This window comes from Pelagovum pacificum, from assembly GCF_016134045.1.
Taxonomy (GTDB): domain Bacteria; phylum Pseudomonadota; class Alphaproteobacteria; order Rhodobacterales; family Rhodobacteraceae; genus Oceanicola; species Oceanicola pacificus_A.
On record NZ_CP065915.1, the window covers coordinates 1,278,149 to 1,299,256 of the forward strand.

A 21,108-nucleotide genomic window follows, 5' to 3' on the forward strand; every position below is an offset into this window, starting at 1 on the left:
GGCAGTCAGCTCCTTGGTTTTGCTGTTGAATTGCGCACCGTCAGCGACACCGGAAGCCGGACGAGCGGTTCGACCTGCTTGCCGTCCATCACAGCGCGCAAATGTGAGAAGGCGAGGCGGCCGAGCTCGGCGACCGGCTGGTGTACCGTCGTCAGCGCCGGTGCGACGAGGGCGGAGTAGCGCATGTCGTCGAACCCGGTGATCGAGATGTCGCCGGGCACGTCGATGCCGGCCTCTCGGAACGTTTCGATCAGGCCGATGGCGATATCGTCGGCGGCCGCCACGATCGCGGTCGGAAGCGGGCCTTCGGCAAGGAGCTGGCGCGCCGCCTCCCGACCGGACGCGCGGCTGTAGTCTCCGGCGATGACGCGACCGCGCGGCAGGCCCGCCGCGTCCAGCGCGTCCGCCCAGCCCTGTTCGCGCTCGACGACGCTCATCACGCCGGCGGGGCCGGTGACCGTGGCGATGTCGCGATGACCGAGCGCGACAAGATGTTCGGTCGCGATCCGCCCCCCGGCGCGGTTCTCGACGAAGATGCGTGACTGCGCGGCGCCGGGAATGTCCTCGTCGATGATGACCAGGTTGCCGAGCCCGTCGAGCGCCCTCGCCAGGGTGCCGTCGTCGGCCCGGTTCGTCATCATGATGAGCCCGTCGACATGCCGGTCGCGCAACCGCTTGGTGGCGGTTACCTCGCGACTGGCATCACCGCGAGTGGAGGAAATATAGACATCATATCCGTGGCTTGCGGCCTCATCTTCGACCACTGCGGCAAGTTCGGCGAAGAACGGGTTGGAGATCTCGGGTGTCACGAGGCCGATCGCCTCGGTCCGGCCGGTCGAGAGGCGCTTGGCCATCAGGTTCGGCCGGTAGTCGAGCGCCTTGATCGCGGCGTCGATCCGCGCCTGGGTCGCCGCGGGCAGCTTGATCCGTCCGTTCAGGTGCCGGGAGACCGCCGCGGGCGAGACATTCGCCATCCGCGCGACATCGCTCAGCGTGGCCATGCCGGGGCTCCGATGCGGTTTTCCTCGCAGAAGGCCGCGATGAGGGGAAGGCAATTCTCCACGATCTCGGCGATCATCGCGGCGCCCTTTTCGGCCGTAGCGGGGCGCGGGTCGCCGAAGGCGCCGCTCTCGTTGAACTCTCTCAGCTGCATCGGGCGGGTGCCGAAATCTTCCGGAAACTCGGGATATTCCGGCGCGGCCTTGTCGAGCCGCACCACGTCGGGCGCGAGCGCGAACATCATCGACGTCTCGACCTCGTCGGCATGGAAGAAGTGGTTTCCGGCCGGGATGCTGTCGCAATGCCTTGCCGCGATGTCCTCAAGCCCCGGATAGTCGAGCGCCAGCACCGGCAAGCCGACATCGGCCAAGCGCACCGCTGCCTCTGCCGCTGGGCCCCGGTTTCCGAAATGACCGTTCAGCGTGATCAGCGCGGGATGACCGATCCGCTCGACGCCTCGTCCGACATCGGTGATGACGGCGGCAAGTGTCTCTGGCGACAGGGAAATCGTGCCGGGGAACGCCTCGTTGTTCCATGCGTCGCCATAGGTGATCGGGGGCAGACATACTGCGCCGATCCGGTCGGCAAGCGCACGGGCGACGCCGGTGGCGAGCACCGTATCGACTGTCAGTGGCAGGTGGGGGCCGTGCTGCTCCGTCGCGCCGAGCGGCAGGATGGCGAGCCGGTCGCTCGCTCCGCCGGCCTCGCCCCATGTCATCTGAGCGTAGTCCAGCTTCATGCCGGCCAGTCCAGAAGGTGGAGTGCCGCGCCGGGCGCGACCTTGCCCAGCAGGTCCGCCGTCGGCGCGGCATAGTCGACGGATCCGCCGCGCTGAAGCAGCCATGCCTGTCTGACATCGGATGGACGTCCGCCATTCGCGATCAGTTGTACGAATGCGGACATGACTGGCTGGATCGTCGGATTGAAGGCGACGCTTTCGATCACGAACCCGCAAACAGACAGTTGCCCGGTATCGAGCACGAGTGCGGAAACGGACCCGGAGTAGGGCGCATGCGCGCGGCCGGCCTCCGCGGTCAGCAGGTCTCTGACCGGTTCCGGACAATGGCCTGTAATCGTTACCGGCAACGTTTTCTCCGGCAGCGCACCCGGCTGCCCGAGGGCTGTCGGGGAGAACGGCCAGGGGTAGAGGTCGGACAGCGAAAGCCGGTGCCCGTGCGGGTCGACGATCATCAGCGTCTCACCGGATGCGTGTTCGGCAAGGCACTGGCGGCAATGGGCGCAGGGGTGCGCCTCGGTGATGGCGAGCGTGGCGAGCCTGAGGCCGAGGTGATGCGCGCGGATCGCGACGAAGCCCTCGCCATGCAACGTAAAGCCGAGGTTGGTCCCCGGCCATTCGAGGTTTCCGCCGAGAATGACGGTCCCGTCGGTCGCCACTCCGACCGCGCCGACATGGAAATCGGAGATCGGTGGCGCCGCGATCTCACGCGCCAGCGGAAGCAGGTGGAGGCCGAGCTCCTCCCGGCTCTCCAGGCCGAATCGCGTGACCAGATCTTCGGTCTTCGCGGGTTCAAGAATCAGTCCCCGACTCATGGCGGACCGGGCGGCGGAGAGCAGTCCGGTCACATCGCGGGAGGCGAGGCGATCCGGGATCCCGGCGTCCCTTGGGAAGGGGGAGTCCTGAAGCGCCATCAGGATTCTCCGTTGCGCCCGCGCAGGCGCTCCGGGCAGTTTGCCGGTTTTTTGGGCGACCGGGGGCGGCGCCTGACCGACGCCGGCATGTGATCGAATTGCATTTGACACCGCCTGCACATTCGCGATTATCCTACTAGTAAATCGCTTTACCGAGCCCCGTCAAATGAGTTCTGCTCTCCTTCACAACGCCATGGTCCTGACGGTCGATGCACAAAATACGTGCTACGATTCCGGCTGGGTAACGGTCGTGGATGGACGAATTTCCGGCTGCGGGAAGGCCGCGGATCGCCCGGACGAAAGCGGCTTCGACGAGGTGCATGACCTTGCCGGTCACTTGCTGATGCCGGGGTTGGTGAACGCCCACACCCATGCTGCCATGGTCCTGTTCCGGGGCCGGTCGGAGGGGCATTCGCTCCTCACGATGGAGGGCTGGTACGACACGATTCGGCTTCCCGAACTCGCGATGGAATCGGGCGACGTCGGGCCGGCGGTCGCGCTGTCCTGCGCGGAGATGGCTCTGTCGGGCACGACGACGTTCTGCGAGCAGTACTTCTTTGCCGAAGAGATCGCCGAAGCGGTCGAACGCGCCGGGCTTCGGGCCGTCATCGCCTACGGAATCGTGGAGTTGGGCGACCGGGAGCGGGGCATCTCCGAACTTGCCGCCGCGTCGGACTTCGTGCGTCGCCAGCGGCGGGCCGAGGGGCGGATCGTGCCGTGGTTCGGCCCCCACGCACCTTACGTCGACAATTCCGAGGCGCTCCTGCAGGACGAGGTGGCCATGGCGGCCGAGCTTGGCTGCGGGTTGCATCTGCACATGGCGGCGGGGCCCGAGGACAACGAGATCACGCTGGCCCGCTATGACAAGAGTGCCAGCCAGGCTCTTGAAGAGGCGGGATTTTTCAAGGGGCGGGTACATGCTGCGCATTGCCTCGACCTTTCGGCTGAGGACATCGCGGTTTTCGCGCGGGCGGAGGCGGCGTCGGTCGTTCAATGTGCGTCTGCCGGGTTCCGGTCGGGGCGGGGGATGATCTGCCCGGTCGTCGACTTGCGCGCGGCCGGCGTGACCGTGGCGCTCGGCACCGACAACGTCGCGGCGAACAACGCCTACGACATGGTGCTGGAGATGCGGATGGCGGGGCACGCGGCGTCGCACCGCCAGGGCAAGGCGCAACCGATCCCGGCGAGAGAGCTCGTGCGGATGGCGACGATCGAGGGGGCGAAGGCGCTCGGCCTCGATCACGAGATCGGCTCCATCGAAGCCGGCAAGTCCGCCGACCTCGCCTGTTTCGACATGCGCGGCGCGGGTTGGTCCGAAGTGCCGGAGGTCGAGGCGGCGCTGGTCTACTCCGGCTCGGGGCGGGACCTGCGGCACAGCTGGATCGCGGGGGAGCAGATCGTGCGCGACCGGGAACTGGTCAGACGTCCGTTTGAGGACATCCGGGCCGAATATTCGAAAACTTATGCGGACTACTGGACACGTGTCTCGCAGATGGCGGAGGTCGCATGAGCCGCAATCCCCTGATCCTCGACACCGATGGCGGGATCGACGACGCGCAGGCGCTGGTTATGCTGCTGGCCCACGGCGTGCGGCCCGTCGCCGTTACGACTGTCTTCGGCAACGTGCCGCTGGAGCTCGCGACGCGCAACATGCAGGCGGTTCTCGCGCTTTGCGAAGCGGCGGAGATCCCGGTCATCTCCGGCCAGTCTGCACCGCTGTCGCAGCCGATGGTGAACGCGACGCATGTCCACGGAGAGGACGGCCTCGGCGGGGCGGATATCCCGGCGGATCTGCCGCCGATCGCGGGAACCGACGCGGTCGGATTCCTGCGCGAGATGATATCGGGCCAGATGGAGCAGGGTGGCAAGACCGACCTGCTGATGATCGGGCCCCTGACCAACCTCGCGGTCGCGCTGACGCTTGATCCCGGACTTGCGTCCGGTATCGGACAACTGACCATTATGGGCGGAACCGTTTACGGACGCGGCAACACCACGCCGGCGGCGGAGTTCAACATCTACGCCGACCCGGAAGCCGCCGACATCGTGCTCCGCGCCGACATCCCGACCCTGATCGTGCCTTGGGAACCCTGCGTGAGCCACTTCGTGGACGGTGCGGCGATGGATCTGCTGTTCGACGGTCATGCCGACACGCCGCTTGGCAAGTTCAACAAGGCGATCGCCGACCGATCGCGCCATGTCGCGGTGAGCTACGGTGGCGACGACGTGTTCCGCTTCGTCGATCCGTTCGCGGCCGCGGTGGTGATTGACCCGGACCTGATCCGCACGACGACCGACGCGAGCAGCGCCGTTGCGCTGGCGCCGGGGCTGACGCGGGGGATGACGCTGGTCGATCCGTCACGACGCCTCGGCACGCCGCCCGTCACCTTCATCGAAACCGGCGACGTCGCGCGCCTGACCGAGATCTACGCCGCCTCCGTCCGGTGGCATCCGTCACGACAAAAAGAAGCTCAGCCAGCAGGAGAGTAAGAATGCCCATGAAGTTCACCCGCCGCCGCGCGGCGCAATTGATGCTCTGCACGGCGCTGTCCGGCGCCGCCATGCCCGCGCTTGCGCAGGAATTCACCGCCGACGATCCGATGGAGGTCGCGCTCGTGCTGCACGGCACGCTCGGCGACAAGAGCTTCTTCGATTCCGCCGCCGCCGGGATGGAGCGGGCCGAAGCGGAGTTGCCGGTCGACGTGACGATCATCGAGGCCGGGCTGGACCGTGGCCGCTGGGAGCCGGCACTCGCCGACGCGGCCGACCAAGGGTTCGACGTCATCATCGCCGGCACCTGGGAGATGAACGGCTTCATGCAGGACCTCGCGCCGGACTATCCGGACCAGAAGTTCATCCTGTTCGATGACACGCCCGATTTCTCCACCGGAGAGTTCGGCAACATCATCGCGATCACCTACAAGACCTCGACCGCCGCTTACCTCGCGGGCTACGCCGCCGCGATGATCTCGGAGACCGGCAAGCTGGGTGAGATCCTCGGCGTCGAGGGCTCGACCGTGGTCGAGTTCGCCGTCGGCTTCGAGCAAGGCGCGATGGCTGCCAACCCGGATGTCGAAGTGACGCGCGCCGTCGCCGGCAGCTTCACCGACCCGGCGAAGGGCAAGGAACTGGCGCTCGCCCAGTTCAGCCAGGGTGTCGACGTGGTGTTCCCGATCGCCGGGGGCACAGGCATCGGCGCGCTGCAGGCCGCGCGGGATGAGGGCATGTGGGCCGTTGGTGTCGACAGCGACCAGGCCGAGATTTTCGAGCCCTCCGATCCGGAGCAGGCCGCCGTGATCTTCACCTCCGTCGAGAAGAAGATCGGCGACAGCCTGTTCGACGTTCTGGAGCAGACGCTGGACGGCACGGCCGCCTACGGCACGACGCTGCTGCTTGGCCTTGCCGACGGGGCCGTCGGGATCTCCAAGAACGATTACTACATGGAGAGCGTGCCCGAAGAGGTCCGGACCCAGGTCGACGAGATCGAACAGCAGATCATCAACGGTGAGATCACGGTCGACTCCGTGATGTGATCCTTCCCCGGTGCCGCGCCTGTCGGGCGCGGCACCACTCCGCCGGGCAGGAGGCGAGTTTGAACCGCATCATCGAGGCGCGCGGGATCACCCGCATCTATCCCGGTGGCACCGTCGCGAACGACGGCGTGTCGCTGACCGTGAACGAAGGCGAGGTTCATGCCGTGGTCGGCGAGAACGGCGCCGGCAAGTCCACCCTGATGAAGATCCTGTTCGGCATCGAGAAGCCCGACGAGGGCACGCTCGTCGTCGATGGACAGGAGGCCCGCTTCGACGGGCCGAAGGACGCCATCGACCGGGGCGTCGGCATGGTATTCCAGCATTTCTCGCTCGTCCCGTCCTTCTCGGTGTACGAAAATGTCGTGCTGGGGTCGGAGCCTGCGGCGGGCGTCCGGTTCGACCGGGCCGCCGCGATCAAGCGGGTGCGGGAGCTGTCCGAACAGTTCCGCCTGCGCGTGGATCCCGAGGCGCAGACCCGCGCGCTGCCGGTGGGGCAGCAGCAGCGGGTCGAGATCCTCAAGGCGCTCTATCGCGAGGCGAAGATCCTGATCCTCGATGAGCCGACGGCCGTGCTGGCCCCGCAGGAAGTGGAGGAGCTGTTCACGGCGATCCGCTCGCTGGTGAAGCAGGGGCGCACGGTGATCTTCATTGCCCACAAGCTGCCGGAGGTTCTTGCGATCTCCGACCGGATCACGGTGATGCGGGCCGGCAAGACGGTGGGCGAAGTCGCCTCGTCCGAGGTGACCGAGCCCGAGCTTGCATCGATGATGGTGGGTCGGGAAGTGGCGCTGCGAGTCGACCGCTCCACCCATGACGGGCCACGCGCCATCACGGTCGAAGGACTGACGCTGAAGGCCGACACGGGTGTGACGCTGGCGGAGGACCTGAGCCTCAACGTCCACGAGGGCGAGATCGTCGGCCTCGTCGGGGTCGAAGGCAACGGGCAGGCGGAATTGCTCGAAGCGGTCGCCGGTCTGCGCTCCGCCGCGAAGGGCGATATCCGGCTGAAGGATCGGTCGCTGCTCGGGCTGTCGGTGCTGGAGCGGCGGGGGATGGGCGTCTCCTCCATCCCCGAGGACCGGCTGGCCGAAGGGCTGGCGGTGAACAGTTCGACCGCCGAGAACCTTGTCGCGACGCGGCTGTCCGATCCGCGCTTCGTGAGGAAAGGGCTGCTCGACCGGGCCGCGATCCGTGAGAACGCGCGGACGCTGATCGAGCGGTTCTCGATCCGGGTCGGGGGACCGGAGTTCAAGATCAACACGCTTTCGGGCGGCAACATGCAGAAGGTGGTCGTCGCGCGCGAGCTGGCGGAACAGCCAGAGCTGCTGCTCGTCAACCAGCCGACGCGGGGCGTCGACCTCGGCGCGACGCAGTTCATCTGGAAGAGCATCACGGATGCGCGCGACGGTGGTGCGGCGGTGCTGCTGTCTTCCGCCGATCTGAGCGAGCTGCTCGCGCTCTCCGACCGGCTGGTTGTGTTCTACAAGGGACGGATCGTGGCGGCCTTCCACAACAGCGAGGACCTGACGGCGGAGACGCTCGGCTCCTTCATGCTGGGGGCGGAAACGCAGGACGAGGCAGTGATGAAGGCAGCGTTGCGATGAGTGCGGACCGCAAACCCAACAAGCTGAACAGTTTCCTCAGGGAAGGCGCGCGGGCGCTGTCGGCGCTGCTGATCGCGCTGGTGGTGGCTTTCGTGATCGTGCTGCTGACCTCGGAAGAGCCGATGGAGGCGTTCCACACGTTCCTCACGGCGCCGGTGGGAAGCGCGCGGACGCGGGGCCTCTGGATCGACGATGTGGCCAAGCTGACGCTGACGGGGCTCTGCTTCAGCCTCGTCTTTCAGGCGCGGCAGTTCTCGCTCGGCGCGCAGGGGCAGGTCTACGTGGGCGGCCTGTTCGCCGCGCTGGTGGCGTTGTCGCCGATCGGGACGACATGGCTCGCCATTCCGCTCGGCATGCTGGCGGCGATGCTGGCCGGCGCGGCCTACGGGTTCCTGCCGGGCTATGCGAAGGCAAGGTTCGGCGCGTCCGAGATCGTCTCCTCGCTGATGCTGAACTACATCGCGATCCGCGTCGTGAACTGGATCGTGCGGGCCCACCTCGCGCCGGAGGGGTCGGGGCAGCTGATGAGCCCGGAATTCCCCGACGCGGCCATCTACCCGGCGCTGATCCCGGGAACGCGCTTCGACCTCGGCATCCTGTTCGCGCTGATCGCGGTCGGTGTCGTCTGGTTCCTGATCTTCCGGACCGCCTGGGGGCTGAAGCTGCGCCTCGTAGGCGACAACGCCCGCTTCGCCGAATATGCCGGCATTCCGTCGAAGGCGATCATGGTCTCGGCGATGACCGTGTCCGGCGCGATCGGCGGGCTGCTCGGCTCGGTCTACGTGCAGGGGCGGGCCTTCGGGCGGATCGCCATCGACTTCGACGCCAACCTCGCGTTCGAGGGGATCCTCGTCGCCATCGTCGCGCGCAACAAGCCGCTGGCGGTGCCCGTCGTGGCCATCGCCTACGGCTACCTGCGTCAGGGGGCGCAGTTCATGGGGCTGCGCTCCGACGTGCCGACCGAGATGCTGGCCGTCGTACAGGCGCTGATCATCCTTCTGGTCGCGTCGCAATTCACCTTCCCCGGCCAGAAGCTCTTCGCCCGCCTGATGCGGCGTGACGGGCAGGCGGCCAAGACGGAGGCTCCGGGCACATGACCGAGCTGATTGCGGCGGTCTTTTCCGTCACCTTCTTCGTCACCGTCATCCGCGCGACGACACCTTTGCTGTTCGCAACGATCGGGGGGCTGATCTCCGACCTGTCGGGCGCGCTGAACGTCGCGCTCGAGGGGATGATGCTGATCGCGGCGCTGACGTCCGTGATCGTATCGGTCTACGCGCCCTGGTGGATCGCGGTGCTGGCAGGCTGCGGAGCGGGGGCGCTGCTCGGCGCGCTCATGGGGTTCTTCCATTTGCGGCTGAAGGCGGACGTGATCCTGGTCGGCTTCGGGGTCAACATCCTCGCCACCGGCGGCACCGTCTTCATCCTCGCGCTCGCCACGGGCGGCGACAAGGGCACCTCGATCAACCTGCCGTCGAAATCGATCCCGCGGGTGGAGCTGCCGTTCCTCGAGAACATCCCCGTCCTGAACCTGCTGTCGGGCCACTCGCTGCTGAGCTGGCTGGCGGGCTTCACCGTCTTCGCGGTCTGGTACTTTCTCTACCGCACGCCGCGCGGTCTCTGGCTGCGGGGCGTGGGGGAATATCCGGCTGCGCCCGAGGCGGCGGGGATCAACGTCACCGGTGTGCGGATGTGGTCGCTGGTCGCGTCGGGCGCCTTCGCGGGGCTCGGCGGCGCACAGCTCGCCATGTTCAACTACATCGGCTTCACGCGGGACATGACGGCGGGGCGGGGTTTCATCGCGCTCGGCGCCGTCCTGCTCGGCGCGCGGCACCCGGTGGGCGCGCTGCTCGCCGCGCTGCTCTTCGGGGTGTTCGAGGCGCTGTCGATCGTGATGCCGAACCTGTTCAACTGGATCCCCGGAGAGCTGATCCAGACGATCCCGTTCCTCGTCACCGTGATCGCGCTGATCCTGTTCTCGATCCGCGCGCAACGGGCGTTGAAGGCGCGGGGCGTCGCCACCCACTAGGGACGCTTGGCCGGGCGGGTCGACATGTCTAGACTAATGGCATGTCGACCGAACCGCTTCACGCCCGCATCTTCGAGGACCTGCGCCGCAGGATCGTCGACGGAGAACTGACCCCCGGCACCCGCCTGCCGAAGGAGACGGAGCTCGCCGAGGCGCACGGCGTGGCGCGGATGACGATGAACCGCGTCCTCTCCGACCTCGCGCGGGATGGCTTCATCGTCCGGCGCAAGCGCAGCGGCACCTTCGTAGCGCAGCCCCGCGGCCAGTCTGCGGTGATGGAGATCACCGACATCGCGCAGGAAGTCGCCGCGCTTGGCCTGCGCCACGAGTGGCGGCTGGAAAGCGCGGAGCGCAAGCGACTGAGCGCGGCCGAACGGACACTGCTGAGCCTGACGCCCGAGGACGCGGCAGACGAGGTGTTATTGCTCCGCGGTCTGCACCTGGCGAGGGGCGAGCCCTTCTGCCTCGAGACGCGGGCCATCGACCTGCGCGTGGCAGCCGGTGCGCTGGACGAGGATTTCGCGCAGACGGTGCCCGGTCAGTGGCTGCTGCGGACGATGCCGTGGAGTGCCGCCCGTCACCGTGTGCGCGCGGTCAACGTCGCGGGGCGGGACGCCAGGACGCTCGCGCTCTCAGCCGGGACCGCCTGCCTCGAGGTGCTACGCGAGACGACGATCGGCGAGGACTGGGTGACCCATGTCCGGCTGCTCTATCCCGGCGAGGCGCACCAGCTCGTCGCGGAGTTCGCGCCGCAGGGTTAACCGAGGATGCGCGGCAGCTTCAGCCCATGCTCGCGTGCGCAGTCGATCGCCTCCTCGTAGCCCGCGTCCGCGTGCCGCCAGACACCCGAGGCCGGGTCGTTCCAGAGCACCCGTTCGAGCTTGCGTGCCGCTTCGGGCGTGCCGTCGGCGCAGATCACGACGCCTGCGTGTTGCGAGAAGCCCATGCCGACGCCGCCGCCGTGGTGCAGCGACACCCAAGTCGCGCCCGACGCCGTGTTCACCAGCGCATTGAGCAGCGGCCAGTCCGACACCGCGTCGGAGCCATCCATCATCGCTTCCGTCTCGCGGTTGGGGGAGGCGACCGAGCCGCTGTCGAGGTGGTCACGGCCGATCACCACCGGAGCCGAGAGTTCGCCCGAGGCGACCATCTCGTTGAACTTCAACCCCGCCCGGTGCCGGTCGCCAAGCCCGATCCAGCAGATCCGTGCCGGCAGGCCCTGGAAGGCGATGCGCTGGGAGGCCATGTCGAGCCAGCGGTGCAGGTGCTCGTTCTCGGGGAAAAGCTCCTTCATGGCGCGGTCGGTCTTGTGGATGTCCTCCGGATCGCCGGACAGCGCGGCCCAGCGGAACGGGCCGATCCCCTTGCAGAACAAGGGCCGGATGTAGGCGGGCACGAAGCCGGGGAAGGCGAAGGCGTTCTCGAACCCTTCCTCCTTGGCGACCTGGCGGATGTTGTTGCCGTAATCCACGGTCGGCGTGCCGGCGTTCCAGAAACCGACCATCGCCTCGACATGCGCTTTCATCGAGGCGCGTGCGGCGGACTCCACCGCTTTCGGGTCGCTCTCCTGTCGTTCGCGCCAGTCCGCCACGGACCAGCCGAGCGGGAGGTAGCCGTGCAGCGGATCGTGCGCGGAGGTCTGGTCGGTGACGATGTCGGGCCCGCCGTTCGGCAACGCCTCGCCCGCCAGCTTGCGGCGGAGCAGTTCGGGAAAGACCTCCGCGGCGTTGCCGATCAGGGCGACGGACTTCGCCTCTCCGGCCTCGGTCCAGCGGGCGATCATGGCGAGCGCCTCGTCGAGGTCGCGGGTCTTGGCGTCGCAGTAGCGGGTGCGGATGCGGAAATCGGCGCGGGTCTCGTCGCACTCGACCGCCAGGCAGCAGGCCCCCGCCATCACCGCGGCGAGCGGCTGCGCCCCGCCCATGCCGCCGAGGCCGGCGGTCAGGATCCATCGGCCCGTCAGGTCGCCGCCATAGTGCTGGCGCCCCGCCTCGGCGAAGGTCTCGTACGTGCCCTGAACGATCCCCTGCGTGCCGATGTAGATCCAGGACCCGGCGGTCATCTGGCCGTACATGGCGAGGCCCTTCTTATCGAGCTCGTTGAAATGCTCCCACGTTGCCCAGTGTGGCACGAGGTTGGAGTTTGCGATCAGCACGCGCGGCGCCTCGGCATGGGTGCGGATCACCGCGATCGGCTTGCCTGACTGCACGATGAGCGTCTCGTCCGCCTCGAGCCCGCGCAGGCTGTCGCAGATCGCGTCGAAGTCGTCCCACGTCCGCGCGGCGCGTCCGATGCCGCCGTACACGACCAGCTCGTGCGGGTTCTCGGCGACGTCGGGGTGCAGGTTGTTCATCAGCATCCTGAGTGGCGCCTCCGTCTGCCAGCTTTTCGCTGTCAGCTCGGGGCCGGTCGGCGGGTAGACGTCGCGGAGGTTGTGGCGCGGGTTGGTCATGTCAGGCTCTCAGCGCTGGGCGGCGAGGCGCAGCGCCTCGTCCGAGATGGCGGTCAGGATGGTGTCGAGGGTGCGTCCGAGATCAGCGGCCTTCGCCTCGTCGTAGGCGAAGGGCGGGGCCTCGGTGGCGAGGTAGCTGGACTGGGCCAGTTCCATCTGGATGGCGTGGATGCCATCGCCGGGACGACCGTAATGGCGCGTTGTCCAGCCGCCCCGGAAGCGGCCGTTCAGGACGCTGGTGCGCCCCGAGGCGGCGCAGATTTCCGCGGTGACGCGCTCGATCTCTGCCGCGCAGGTCGTGCCGTTGTCAGTGCCGATGTTGAAGTCGGGCAGGGTGCCCTCGAACAGCCAGGGGATCACCGACCGGATCGAGTGGCAGTCGAACAGCACCGCAATCCCGTGCCGCGCCTTGACGCGGTCGAGTTCCGCCCGGAGCGCGGCGTGGTAGGGCGCGTGAAACGCCGCGAGGCGCGCGGCGGTAGCGCGCTCGTCGGGTTCGCGCCCGTCTTTCCAGATCGGCAGATTGTCGAAGGTCGTGCGCGGGATCAGTCCGGTCGTGGTCTGGCCCGGATAAAGGCTCTGCCCCGAGGGATCGCGGTTGGCGTCGATCACGTAACGGTGGAAGGTCGCCGCGACCGTGGTGTGGAGGCCCGGAGCGCTCTCGCTATACAAGCGATCGACGTGCCAGTCGGTGTCGCGCAGGCGAAGGCCCTCTTCGTTCAGATCGGCGGCGATTTCCTCCGGCACGTAGGTCCCGGTATGGGGCAGGCCGAGCACGACGGGGCTGTCCCCCTTGGCGACGATCACCGGATCCATCACCACGATCCCGGCAGGTCTTGCCCGGCGGCAGCGGCGAGTGCGCCGCTTTCGACCAGTCGCGCGGCGGCTTCGAGGTCGGGCGCCATGTAGCGGTCCTCCTTCAGTTCGGCGACGTCCTTGCGTAGGCGCGCGATGGCCGACGCAAGCGACGGAGAGGTCGTCAGGGGGCCGCGCAGCGCGACGCCCTGTGCCGCGGTGATCGCTTCTATGCCTATGATCCGGAACAGGTTCTCCGTCATCAGCAACAGCCGCCGCGCGCCGTGGCAGGCCATGCTGACGTGATCCTCCTGATTGGCGGAGGTCGGCGTGCTGTCGACCGAGGCCGGATGCGCCAGCTGCTTGTTCTCGCTCATGAGCGCGGCGGAGGTGACCTCGGCGATCATCAGCCCCGAATTGAGCCCCGGCTTCGGCGTCAGGAAGCCGGGCAAGCCGAAGGACAGTGCCGGGTCGACGAGCAGGGCGATCCGCCGCTGCGCGATGGCCCCGATCTCCGCCACGGCGAGCGCGATCTGGTCGGCGGCAAAGGCGACGGGCTCGGCATGGAAGTTGCCGCCGGAGACGACGCTGCCATCGCTCAGCACAAGCGGGTTGTCGGTCGCGGCATTCGCTTCGATCTCGAGGGTTTGCGCCACTTGCCGCAGCAGGTCGAGGCAGGCACCCGCGACTTGCGGCTGACAACGCAGGCAATAGGGATCCTGCACCCGTTCGTCGTTGTCGACGTGGCTCGACCGGATGTCGGACCCGTCGAGCAGCGCGGTCAGGGCAGCGGCGATGTCGATCTGCCCCCGGTGTCCCCGCAGCGCGTGGATCTCCGGCACGAAGGGTGCGGTGGAGCCCATCGCCGCATCGGTCGACATCGCGCCCGTGACGACGGAGGCCTGCAGCGCCCGCGTCGCGCGGAACAGACCGGCAAGGGCCAGCGCGGTCGAGACTTGCGTGCCGTTGATGAGGGCGAGCCCTTCCTTGGCGGAGAGTTCGACGGGGGACAGCCCGGTCTTTGACAGCGCTCGGGATGCCGGCATCCGCTCACCGTCGAGAATGGCCTCGCCTTCGCCCAGCATCACGGCGGTCATGTGGGCCAGCGGCGCAAGGTCGCCCGACGCGCCGACCGACCCCTGGCCAGGGATGACCGGGAGCAGGTTCGCCGCGATCATCGCTTCGAGCAGCTCCACCACTTCCAGCCGGATGCCCGACGCGCCCCGTCCGAGCGAGATCAGCTTCAGCACCATGATGAGTCGCACGATCCCGGGGCCAAGCGGATCGCCGACGCCGCAGCAGTGCGACAGGATCAGGTTGCGCTGAAGCCGCGCGACGTCGCCCGGTTCGATCCGGATCGAGGCGAGTTTGCCGAAGCCCGTGTTGACCCCGTAGACCGCGTCCGATCCGGCGGCGACCTCCGCGATGCGGGCGGCCGAGGCGGCCATCGCGGGCCGCGCCTCGTCCGACAGGCGCACCGGGCCGGTGCCGGCGAAGATGCGGGAGAGGTCGGCGAGCGTGACCGCACCGGGTGTGAGCGTTTCAGACACCTTGGATCTCTCCCTTGTAGACGCGGATGTGCAACGGGTTCAGGCCGGCCCGCCCGACAAGCTGAGCGACGGTCCCTGCGTTCCAGATGGCGAAATCGGCGGACATGCCGGGAGCGATCTGGCCGGCGTCCGTCAACCCGAGCGCGCGGGCGGCGTTCACCGTCACGCCGGCCAGGCATTCGGCGACGGTCATCCGGAACAGCACCGCGCCCATGTTCATCGTCAGCAGCAGCGAGGAGACGGGCGAAGTGCCCGGATTGCAGTCCGTGGCCAGCGCCATCGGAACCCCGGCGTCGCGCAGCGCCGCGACAGGGGGCAGCCGGGTTTCGCGCAGGAAGTAGAAAGCACCGGGCAGCAGCACGGCAACTGTGCCCGAGGCGGCGATGGCGGCGACCTCGTCCTCTGCCGCATATTCGAAATGGTCGACCGACAGGGCCTTGTGCTTGGCGGCGAGCGCCGTGCCGCCTGAGCGGCTCAGTTGCTCGGTATGCAGCTTCACCGGCAGACCAAGCGCATCGGCCGTGTCAAAGAGCGGCGCGATCTCCTCGGCACTGAAGGCGATGCCTTCGCAGAAGGCGTCGACCGCGTCGACAAGGCCCTCGGCATGGGCAAGCTCGAGGCCGCGGATCGCGACCTCTGCGATGTAGTCGGCCTTGGAGCCGTCGAACTCCGGCGGCATGGCGTGCGCGGCGAGCCACGTCGTGCGGATGCGGACGGGCCGCACCTCCGCCAGACGTCGGGCGGCGCGGAGCATCTTGAGTTCGTCCTCGATCGACAGGCCGTAGCCCGACTTGATTTCGACGGTGGAGACGCCTTCGGACAGCAGCGCGTCGAGGCGGGGGAGGGCTTCGCGCACAAGCGTCTCCACGTCCCGTTGTCTCGTGTTGCGCATCGACGAGGCGATACCACCGCCGGCGCGCGCGATGTCCTCGTAGGAACTGCCTTCGAGGCGCATCTCGAACTCGGTCGTCCTGTCGCCGCCGAAGACGAGGTGGGTGTGGCAGTCGATGAAGGCGGGCGTCAGCAGGCGGCCCTCGCAATTGACGACCTCGGCGCCGCTGCGATCCAGGTCCGGTCCGACCTCGGTGATCCGGCCATCCTCGACTGCGATTTCGAGGGTCTCGGCGTCGGTTCCACTGGCGCCGGTGACGACGCGGGCGTTGGTCCAGATGCATTTCGGTCCCACGGTGCGCTCTCCTGTCGGCCTGTGGTCTCTCTAATAAGTATAGACATAATGAGCGGCGCCGTGGAAGATGAAAAGTGGACCGACGATCCGAAGGAGATGTGCAATGATCTTCGCAAGGCAGGCCCTGTTGCCGGAGGGATGGACAAGGGACGTCCGCGTCTGCGTCACGGACGGTGCCATATCCGACGTGACGCCGGGCGCTGTCGCATCCGCCGGGGACGTGCGGGTCGACGCGCTGGTTCCGGGCATGGCGAACCTGCACAGTCACACGTTCCAGCGTGGCTTCTCCGGCATGACGGAACGGCGCGGGCAGGGGCGGGAGAGTTTCTGGACCTGGCGCGACCTGATGTATCGCTTCGCCCTGTCGCTGGACCCGGACGGGGTCGAGGCGCTGGCGCTGCTGTGCCATGTCGAGATGCTGGAAGCAGGCTTCACCCGCGTGGGAGAGTTTCACTATCTCCACCATGCGCCGGACGGGCGGCCCTACGACGACCCGGCGGAGCTGTCGGCGCGCATCTTCGCGGCGGCCGAGCATAGCGGCATCGCTTTGACGCATCTGCCGGTGTTCTACGCGCACGCGGGGTTTGGCGGGCAGGACCCCGAGGCCGGCCAGCGGCGGTTCCTGCATGATCCTGAGCCATTTCTCGCGCTGGTCGAGGCCTGCGATGCGTTCGCCACACGGTCGGGCGACCGGGTCGGCTGGGCGCCGCATTCGCTGCGCGCCGTGACGGCGGAGGAGCTGTCGCACCTCTGCGGCGCGCTCCAAGGGCGCATCACGCACATCCACGTCGCCGAGCAAGTGAAGGAAGTCGAGGATTGCCTCGCCTTCAGCGGAGCGCGCCCCGTGGACTGGCTGTTCGACCATGTCGACGTCGGAGCGGACTGGTGCCTGATCCACGCAACCCACCTGTCGGACGAGGAGCGCATGAGGCTCGCCCGGTCGGGCGCCGTGGCGGGGCTTTGTCCGGTGACGGAGGCGAACCTCGGCGACGGGCTCTTCCCGGCGGAACGGTTCCTCGCCGAGGGCGGGCGGATCGGGATCGGAACGGATTCCAACGTCCGGATCGACGTGGCGGAGGAACTCCGGACGCTCGAATACGGGCAGCGCCTGTTTCACCGGGCGCGAAACGTGCTGGCGGCCGAAGGCAGTTCCACCGGGCGTCGCCTGTTCGATGCCGCGTGCGCCGGCGGGGCGCAGGCGCTCGACGCGCCGCCGGCCGTCCTTGCGCCCGGCGCTCCGGCGGATGTCGTCGGGTTGTCCGACCCGATGGACAGCACCGGCGACGCGCTGCTCGACCGCTGGGTCTTCGGGCGCGATGTCGCGGTCACCGATGTGTGGGTCGCGGGGCGGCACCTCGTCCGGGAAGGGCGGCACCCGCTGCGGGGGGCTGCGGTAGCGGGCGCCCGGGATGCGATGAAGCGCGTTCTGAGCTGAGTGCCGAGTATGAGCGAACCTCATAATGACAGGTAGGAATTCGCATTTCTGTTCATCTCGGCGATGAGGTAGAAGAAGGGTCTCACAACAGAAGAGATCTCCTTCATGCAGGCGTTCAAACTGCCCGACCACCCGAGCCTCGCGCGGCTGCGCGCCGCGGCAGAGGAGCGGATCCTGATCCTCGACGGTGCGATGGGGACGATGATCCAGACCCTCGGCCTGTCGGAGGAGGACTTCACCGGGAGCTCCGGCGGGCACAGCTGTCACCTGCATTCCGATCATGCGCAGAAGGGCAACAACGACCTTCTCGCCTTGACGCAGCCGGATGCGATCGAGGATTTGCACCTGCAGTTCCTGCGGGCAGGCGCGGACATCATCGAAACGAACACCTTCTCGGGCACCACCATCGCTCAGGCCGATTACGGTCTCGAGGAGAAGGTGCATGACCTGAACGTCGCCGGGGCGCGCTGCGCCCGTGCCGCTGCCGACCGGGCAGAGGCCGAGGATGGCCGCCCCCGCTTCGTTGCCGGGGCCGTCGGTCCGACGAACCGGACCGCTTCGATCAGTCCCGACGTGAACGACCCGGGGTTTCGCGCGGTCACCTTCGACGATCTGCGCGTCGCCTACGGCCAGCAGATCCGGGCCTTGATCGAGGGCGGCTCGGACCTGATCCTGATCGAAACCATCTTCGATACGCTGAACGCCAAGGCCGCGATTTTCGCCGCGTTCGAGGCCTTCGCAGAGGCTGGACAGCGGCTGCCGCTGATGATCTCGGGCACGATCACCGATGCCTCGGGGCGCACGCTGTCGGGTCAGACGCCGACGGCGTTCTGGCACTCTGTCGCGCACGCGCGGCCCTTCACCGTCGGGCTGAACTGCGCGCTGGGCGCGGAGGCGATGCGCCCGCACCTGACGGAGCTGTCCGGCGTTGCGACGAGCCGCATCTGCGCTTATCCCAACGCCGGCCTGCCGAATGCCTTCGGGGAATATGACGAGGGCCCGGACGAGACGGCGGCACAGGTCGCCCGGTTCGCGGCCGAGGGCCTCATCAACGTCACCGGCGGCTGCTGCGGCACGACGCCCGAGCATATCCGCGCCATCGCCGATGTTGTGAAGGACAGTGCCCCGCGGGAGGTCCGCGCATGAGCCGCTACCTGAGACTGTCCGGCCTCGAGCCCTTCACGCTGACGCCCGACATTCCCTTCGTGAATATCGGTGAGCGCACGAATGTCACCGGTTCCGCCAAGTTCAAGAAGCTGATCGTGAACCGCGACTATGCCACCGCGCTCGATGTCGCGCGCGACCAGGTAGAAAACGGCGCGCAGGTCATCGACGTCAACATGGACGAGGGGCTCATCGACTCCGCGCAGGCGATGGTCGAGTTCCTGAACCTCGTCGCGTCCGAGCCCGACATCGCGCGGGTTCCGATCATGATCGACAGCTCCAAGTGGGAGGTGATCGAGGCCGGCCTGCAGTGTGTGCAGGGCAAGTCGGTGGTCAACTCGATCTCGCTGAAGGAGGGTGAGGACGCCTTCCGCCACCATGCCGAACTGTGCCTCGCCTACGGTGCCGCCGTCGTCGTGATGGCCTTCGACGAGCAGGGGCAGGCAGACACCTACGAGCGCAAGACCGAGATATGCGCGCGCGCCTACAAGATCCTCGTCGAAGAGATCGGCTTTCCGCCCGAGGACATAATCTTCGATCCGAATGTCTTCGCCGTCGCGACGGGGATCGAGGAGCACGACAATTACGGCGTCGACTTCATCGAGGCGACCCGATGGATCCGGCAGAACCTGCCGCATGCCCACGTGTCGGGCGGGGTATCGAACCTCTCCTTCAGCTTCCGCGGCAACGACACCGTGCGCGAGGCGATGCACGCCGTGTTCCTCTACCACGCCATCGCGGTTGGCATGGACATGGGCATCGTCAACGCGGGCCAGCTTGCCGTCTACGACCAGATCGACCCCGAGTTGCGCGAGGCCTGCGAGGACGTGGTGCTGAACCGCACGCCCAAGGCCGGTGGTACGGCGACGGAGAACCTCCTCGACCTTGCCGAGCGCTTCAAGGGCGACAAGCGGGAAGAGAAGGTCCGCGACCTCGCCTGGCGCGAATGGCCGGTCGAGAAGCGGCTTGAACATGCGCTGGTCAACGGCATCACCGAGTTCATCGAGGAAGATACCGAGTCCGCACGCGTGGCCGCCGACAAGCCGCTCGAGGTGATCGAGGGGCCGCTGATGGCGGGCATGAACGTGGTCGGGGACCTGTTCGGCGCGGGCAAGATGTTCCTGCCGCAGGTCGTGAAGTCGGCCCGCGTGATGAAACAGGCCGTCGCGGTCCTGCTCCCCTACATGGAAGAGGAAAAGCGCAAATCCGGCGCCACGGGCAGAAGCTCCGCCGGCAAGGTGCTGATGGCGACGGTGAAGGGCGACGTCCATGACATCGGCAAGAACATCGTCGGCGTCGTGCTGGCCTGCAACAATTACGAGATCGTCGACCTTGGCGTGATGGTGCCGCCGCAGAAGATCCTCGAGGTCGCGAAGGAGGAGGACGTCGACATCATCGGCCTGTCCGGCCTCATCACGCCCTCGCTCGACGAGATGGTCCACCTCGCCACCGAGCTCGAGCAGGAAGGCTACGACATCCCGCTTCTGATTGGCGGGGCGACGACGTCGAAGGTGCACACCGCGGTGAAGATCTCGCCCCGCTACACGAAGGGGCAGGCGATCTACGTCACCGATGCCAGCCGGGCGGTCGGCGTGGTCGGCGCGCTGCTCAGCCCCACGCAGAAGGCGGGCTATGTCGACGGCATCCGGACCGAATACGCCGAAGTCGCTGAGCGGCACGAACGCTCCGAACGGGCGAAGCAGCGGCTGCCGCTGGCGGCGGCCCGCTCCAACGCGGCGAAAGTCGACTGGCAGGCCTGGGAGCCGACGGCGCCGTCCTTCACTGGTGCGAAGGTGCTGGAGGACTGGGATCTCGCCGAGATCGCGCGCTACATCGACTGGACGCCGTTCTTCCAGACCTGGGAGATGAAAGGCGTCTATCCGAAGATCCTCGAGGACGAGAAACAGGGCGAAGCCGCGCGGTCTCTGTTCGAAGACGCCAAGGAGATGTTGCAGCAGATCATCGCAGAACGCTGGTTCACGCCGCGCGCAGTCGTCGGCTTCTGGCCCGCCAACGCCAGTGGCGACGACATCCGGCTGTTTACCGATGAGAGCCGCGGCGACGAGCTCGCCACGCTGCACACCTTGCGCCAGCAGCATTCCAAGCGGGCGGGTCGCCCGAACGTGGCGCTCGCCGACTTCGTTGCGCCGGAGGGGCAGGGCGCCGATCACGTCGGGGGCTTCGTCGTCACCGCCGGACCGGAGGAGGCCACGATCGCCGAGAAGTTCGATCGCGCCAACGACAATTACGCGGCGATCATGGTGAAAGCCCTTGCCGACCGGATCGCAGAGGCGATGGCCGAGATGCTCCACGAGCGCGTCCGCAAGGAGTATTGGGGCTATGCGGCGGATGAGAGCTACACGCCGGAAGAGCTCATCAGGGAGCCTTACAACGGTATCCGACCCGCGCCGGGCTATCCCGCGCAACCCGACCACACGGAGAAGGTCACGCTGTTCGAGTTGCTCGACGCGGAGGCCGCGACCGGTGTGAAGCTGACCGAGAGCATGGCCATGTGGCCGGGATCGTCGGTGTCCGGCTTCTACCTGTCGCACCCTGACGCCTACTACTTCGGTGTCGCGAAGGTGGAGCGTGACCAGGTCGAGGATTACGCCCGCCGCAAGGGCATGTCGGTGGAAGAGACCGAGCGCTGGCTCGCGCCGATCCTGAACTACGTGCCCGCACCGCCGGGTGCCCAGAAGGACGCTGCCTGA

The 21,108-nt window shown here is 67.6% G+C and carries 17 protein-coding genes; 10 read left to right on the top strand and 7 right to left on the bottom strand.

Translation table 11 applies throughout. The features are described from left to right. Positions 1-5: 5 nt before the first annotated feature. From I8N54_RS06435 to I8N54_RS06445, 3 genes are read right to left on the bottom strand one after another with little or no spacing between them, the layout of a single operon-like run. The gene (locus tag I8N54_RS06435; protein ID WP_140193347.1) at positions 6-1,001 is read right to left on the bottom strand and encodes a LacI family DNA-binding transcriptional regulator; all 996 of its coding nucleotides are present in this window, start codon (positions 999-1,001) and stop codon (positions 6-8) included. Beyond that, entirely contained in the window at positions 989-1,738 is a 750-nt protein-coding gene (locus I8N54_RS06440) for a creatininase family protein (protein WP_140193346.1), read from the bottom strand. Before I8N54_RS06440 ends, I8N54_RS06435 begins: the two co-directional genes overlap by 13 nt. Beyond that, entirely contained in the window at positions 1,735-2,649 is a 915-nt protein-coding gene (locus tag I8N54_RS06445) for a cytidine deaminase (protein ID WP_140193345.1), read from the bottom strand. The genes I8N54_RS06440 and I8N54_RS06445 overlap by 4 nt, the downstream gene beginning before the upstream one ends. 166 nt (positions 2,650-2,815) lie before the next feature. Here I8N54_RS06445 and I8N54_RS06450 point away from each other — a divergent pair, with 166 nt between their 5' ends. Genes I8N54_RS06450 through I8N54_RS06480 form a run of 7 tightly spaced genes read left to right on the top strand, consistent with a single transcriptional unit; the run spans position 2,816 to position 10,576 of the window. Continuing rightward, on the top strand, positions 2,816-4,159 hold the full coding sequence (locus tag I8N54_RS06450) for an amidohydrolase family protein (protein WP_140193344.1): 1,344 nt from the start codon (positions 2,816-2,818) through the stop codon (positions 4,157-4,159). Further along, positions 4,156-5,139 (top strand): nucleoside hydrolase, encoded by a 984-nt coding sequence (locus tag I8N54_RS06455; protein WP_140193343.1) that lies wholly within the window; start codon positions 4,156-4,158, stop codon positions 5,137-5,139. The genes I8N54_RS06450 and I8N54_RS06455 overlap by 4 nt, the downstream gene beginning before the upstream one ends. A 2-nt stretch (positions 5,140-5,141) precedes the next feature. Beyond that, on the top strand, positions 5,142-6,182 hold the full coding sequence (locus I8N54_RS06460; protein WP_140193342.1) for a BMP family lipoprotein: 1,041 nt from the start codon (positions 5,142-5,144) through the stop codon (positions 6,180-6,182). Positions 6,183-6,241: 59 nt separating this feature from the next. Next, a complete protein-coding gene (locus tag I8N54_RS06465) occupies positions 6,242-7,786 on the top strand; it encodes an ABC transporter ATP-binding protein (RefSeq protein WP_140193341.1) in 1,545 nt (514 codons plus the stop codon). Continuing rightward, entirely contained in the window at positions 7,783-8,883 is a 1,101-nt protein-coding gene (locus I8N54_RS06470) for an ABC transporter permease (RefSeq protein ID WP_140193340.1), read from the top strand. Before I8N54_RS06465 ends, I8N54_RS06470 begins: the two co-directional genes overlap by 4 nt. Further along, on the top strand, positions 8,880-9,815 hold the full coding sequence (locus tag I8N54_RS06475) for an ABC transporter permease (RefSeq protein WP_140193339.1): 936 nt from the start codon (positions 8,880-8,882) through the stop codon (positions 9,813-9,815). Before I8N54_RS06470 ends, I8N54_RS06475 begins: the two co-directional genes overlap by 4 nt. 41 nt (positions 9,816-9,856) lie before the next feature. Next, on the top strand, positions 9,857-10,576 hold the full coding sequence (locus tag I8N54_RS06480) for a GntR family transcriptional regulator (protein ID WP_140193338.1): 720 nt from the start codon (positions 9,857-9,859) through the stop codon (positions 10,574-10,576). Here the strand turns inward: I8N54_RS06480 and hutU are convergent. Genes hutU through hutI form a run of 4 tightly spaced genes read right to left on the bottom strand, consistent with a single transcriptional unit; the run spans position 10,573 to position 15,798 of the window. Continuing rightward, positions 10,573-12,267 (bottom strand): urocanate hydratase, encoded by a 1,695-nt coding sequence (gene hutU / locus I8N54_RS06485; protein ID WP_140193337.1) that lies wholly within the window; start codon positions 12,265-12,267, stop codon positions 10,573-10,575. The two genes, I8N54_RS06480 and hutU, sit on opposite strands and share 4 nt — an antisense overlap. Before the next feature lie 9 nt (positions 12,268-12,276). Then, positions 12,277-13,083, bottom strand: a complete 807-nt coding sequence (gene hutG / locus I8N54_RS06490; protein WP_140193336.1) for an N-formylglutamate deformylase — start codon at positions 13,081-13,083, stop codon at positions 12,277-12,279. Further along, positions 13,083-14,612, bottom strand: a complete 1,530-nt coding sequence (gene hutH / locus I8N54_RS06495) for a histidine ammonia-lyase (protein ID WP_140193335.1) — start codon at positions 14,610-14,612, stop codon at positions 13,083-13,085. Before hutH ends, hutG begins: the two co-directional genes overlap by 1 nt. Then, on the bottom strand, positions 14,605-15,798 hold the full coding sequence (gene hutI / locus I8N54_RS06500) for an imidazolonepropionase (RefSeq protein ID WP_140193334.1): 1,194 nt from the start codon (positions 15,796-15,798) through the stop codon (positions 14,605-14,607). Before hutI ends, hutH begins: the two co-directional genes overlap by 8 nt. A 103-nt stretch (positions 15,799-15,901) precedes the next feature. Here hutI and I8N54_RS06505 point away from each other — a divergent pair, with 103 nt between their 5' ends. The 3 genes from I8N54_RS06505 (at position 15,902) to metH (ending at position 21,108) form a co-directional block, all read left to right on the top strand. Continuing rightward, complete coding sequence (locus I8N54_RS06505) at positions 15,902-17,233, top strand: formimidoylglutamate deiminase (protein ID WP_140193333.1); 1,332 nt, start codon at positions 15,902-15,904, stop codon at positions 17,231-17,233. Between the two features lie 105 nt (positions 17,234-17,338). Beyond that, positions 17,339-18,379 carry a homocysteine S-methyltransferase family protein gene (locus I8N54_RS06510; protein WP_140193332.1) on the top strand — a complete coding sequence of 347 codons (1,041 nt, stop codon included), beginning with the start codon at positions 17,339-17,341 and terminating at the stop codon, positions 18,377-18,379. Further along, complete coding sequence (metH, locus tag I8N54_RS06515; protein ID WP_140193331.1) at positions 18,376-21,108, top strand: methionine synthase; 2,733 nt, start codon at positions 18,376-18,378, stop codon at positions 21,106-21,108. The genes I8N54_RS06510 and metH overlap by 4 nt, the downstream gene beginning before the upstream one ends.

Coding starts and splice junctions, on each gene's coding strand:
- I8N54_RS06435 (WP_140193347.1), bottom strand. CDS start 1,001: ATGGCCACGCTGAGCGATGTCGCGCGGATGGCGAATGTCTCGCCCGCG.
- I8N54_RS06440 (WP_140193346.1), bottom strand. CDS start 1,738: ATGAAGCTGGACTACGCTCAGATGACATGGGGCGAGGCCGGCGGAGCG.
- I8N54_RS06445 (WP_140193345.1), bottom strand. CDS start 2,649: ATGGCGCTTCAGGACTCCCCCTTCCCAAGGGACGCCGGGATCCCGGAT.
- I8N54_RS06450 (WP_140193344.1), top strand. CDS start 2,816: ATGAGTTCTGCTCTCCTTCACAACGCCATGGTCCTGACGGTCGATGCA.
- I8N54_RS06455 (WP_140193343.1), top strand. CDS start 4,156: ATGAGCCGCAATCCCCTGATCCTCGACACCGATGGCGGGATCGACGAC.
- I8N54_RS06460 (WP_140193342.1), top strand. CDS start 5,142: ATGCCCATGAAGTTCACCCGCCGCCGCGCGGCGCAATTGATGCTCTGC.
- I8N54_RS06470 (WP_140193340.1), top strand. CDS start 7,783: ATGAGTGCGGACCGCAAACCCAACAAGCTGAACAGTTTCCTCAGGGAA.
- I8N54_RS06475 (WP_140193339.1), top strand. CDS start 8,880: ATGACCGAGCTGATTGCGGCGGTCTTTTCCGTCACCTTCTTCGTCACC.
- I8N54_RS06480 (WP_140193338.1), top strand. CDS start 9,857: ATGTCGACCGAACCGCTTCACGCCCGCATCTTCGAGGACCTGCGCCGC.
- hutU (WP_140193337.1), bottom strand. CDS start 12,267: ATGACCAACCCGCGCCACAACCTCCGCGACGTCTACCCGCCGACCGGC.
- hutG (WP_140193336.1), bottom strand. CDS start 13,083: ATGGATCCGGTGATCGTCGCCAAGGGGGACAGCCCCGTCGTGCTCGGC.
- I8N54_RS06505 (WP_140193333.1), top strand. CDS start 15,902: ATGATCTTCGCAAGGCAGGCCCTGTTGCCGGAGGGATGGACAAGGGAC.
- I8N54_RS06510 (WP_140193332.1), top strand. CDS start 17,339: ATGCAGGCGTTCAAACTGCCCGACCACCCGAGCCTCGCGCGGCTGCGC.
- metH (WP_140193331.1), top strand. CDS start 18,376: ATGAGCCGCTACCTGAGACTGTCCGGCCTCGAGCCCTTCACGCTGACG.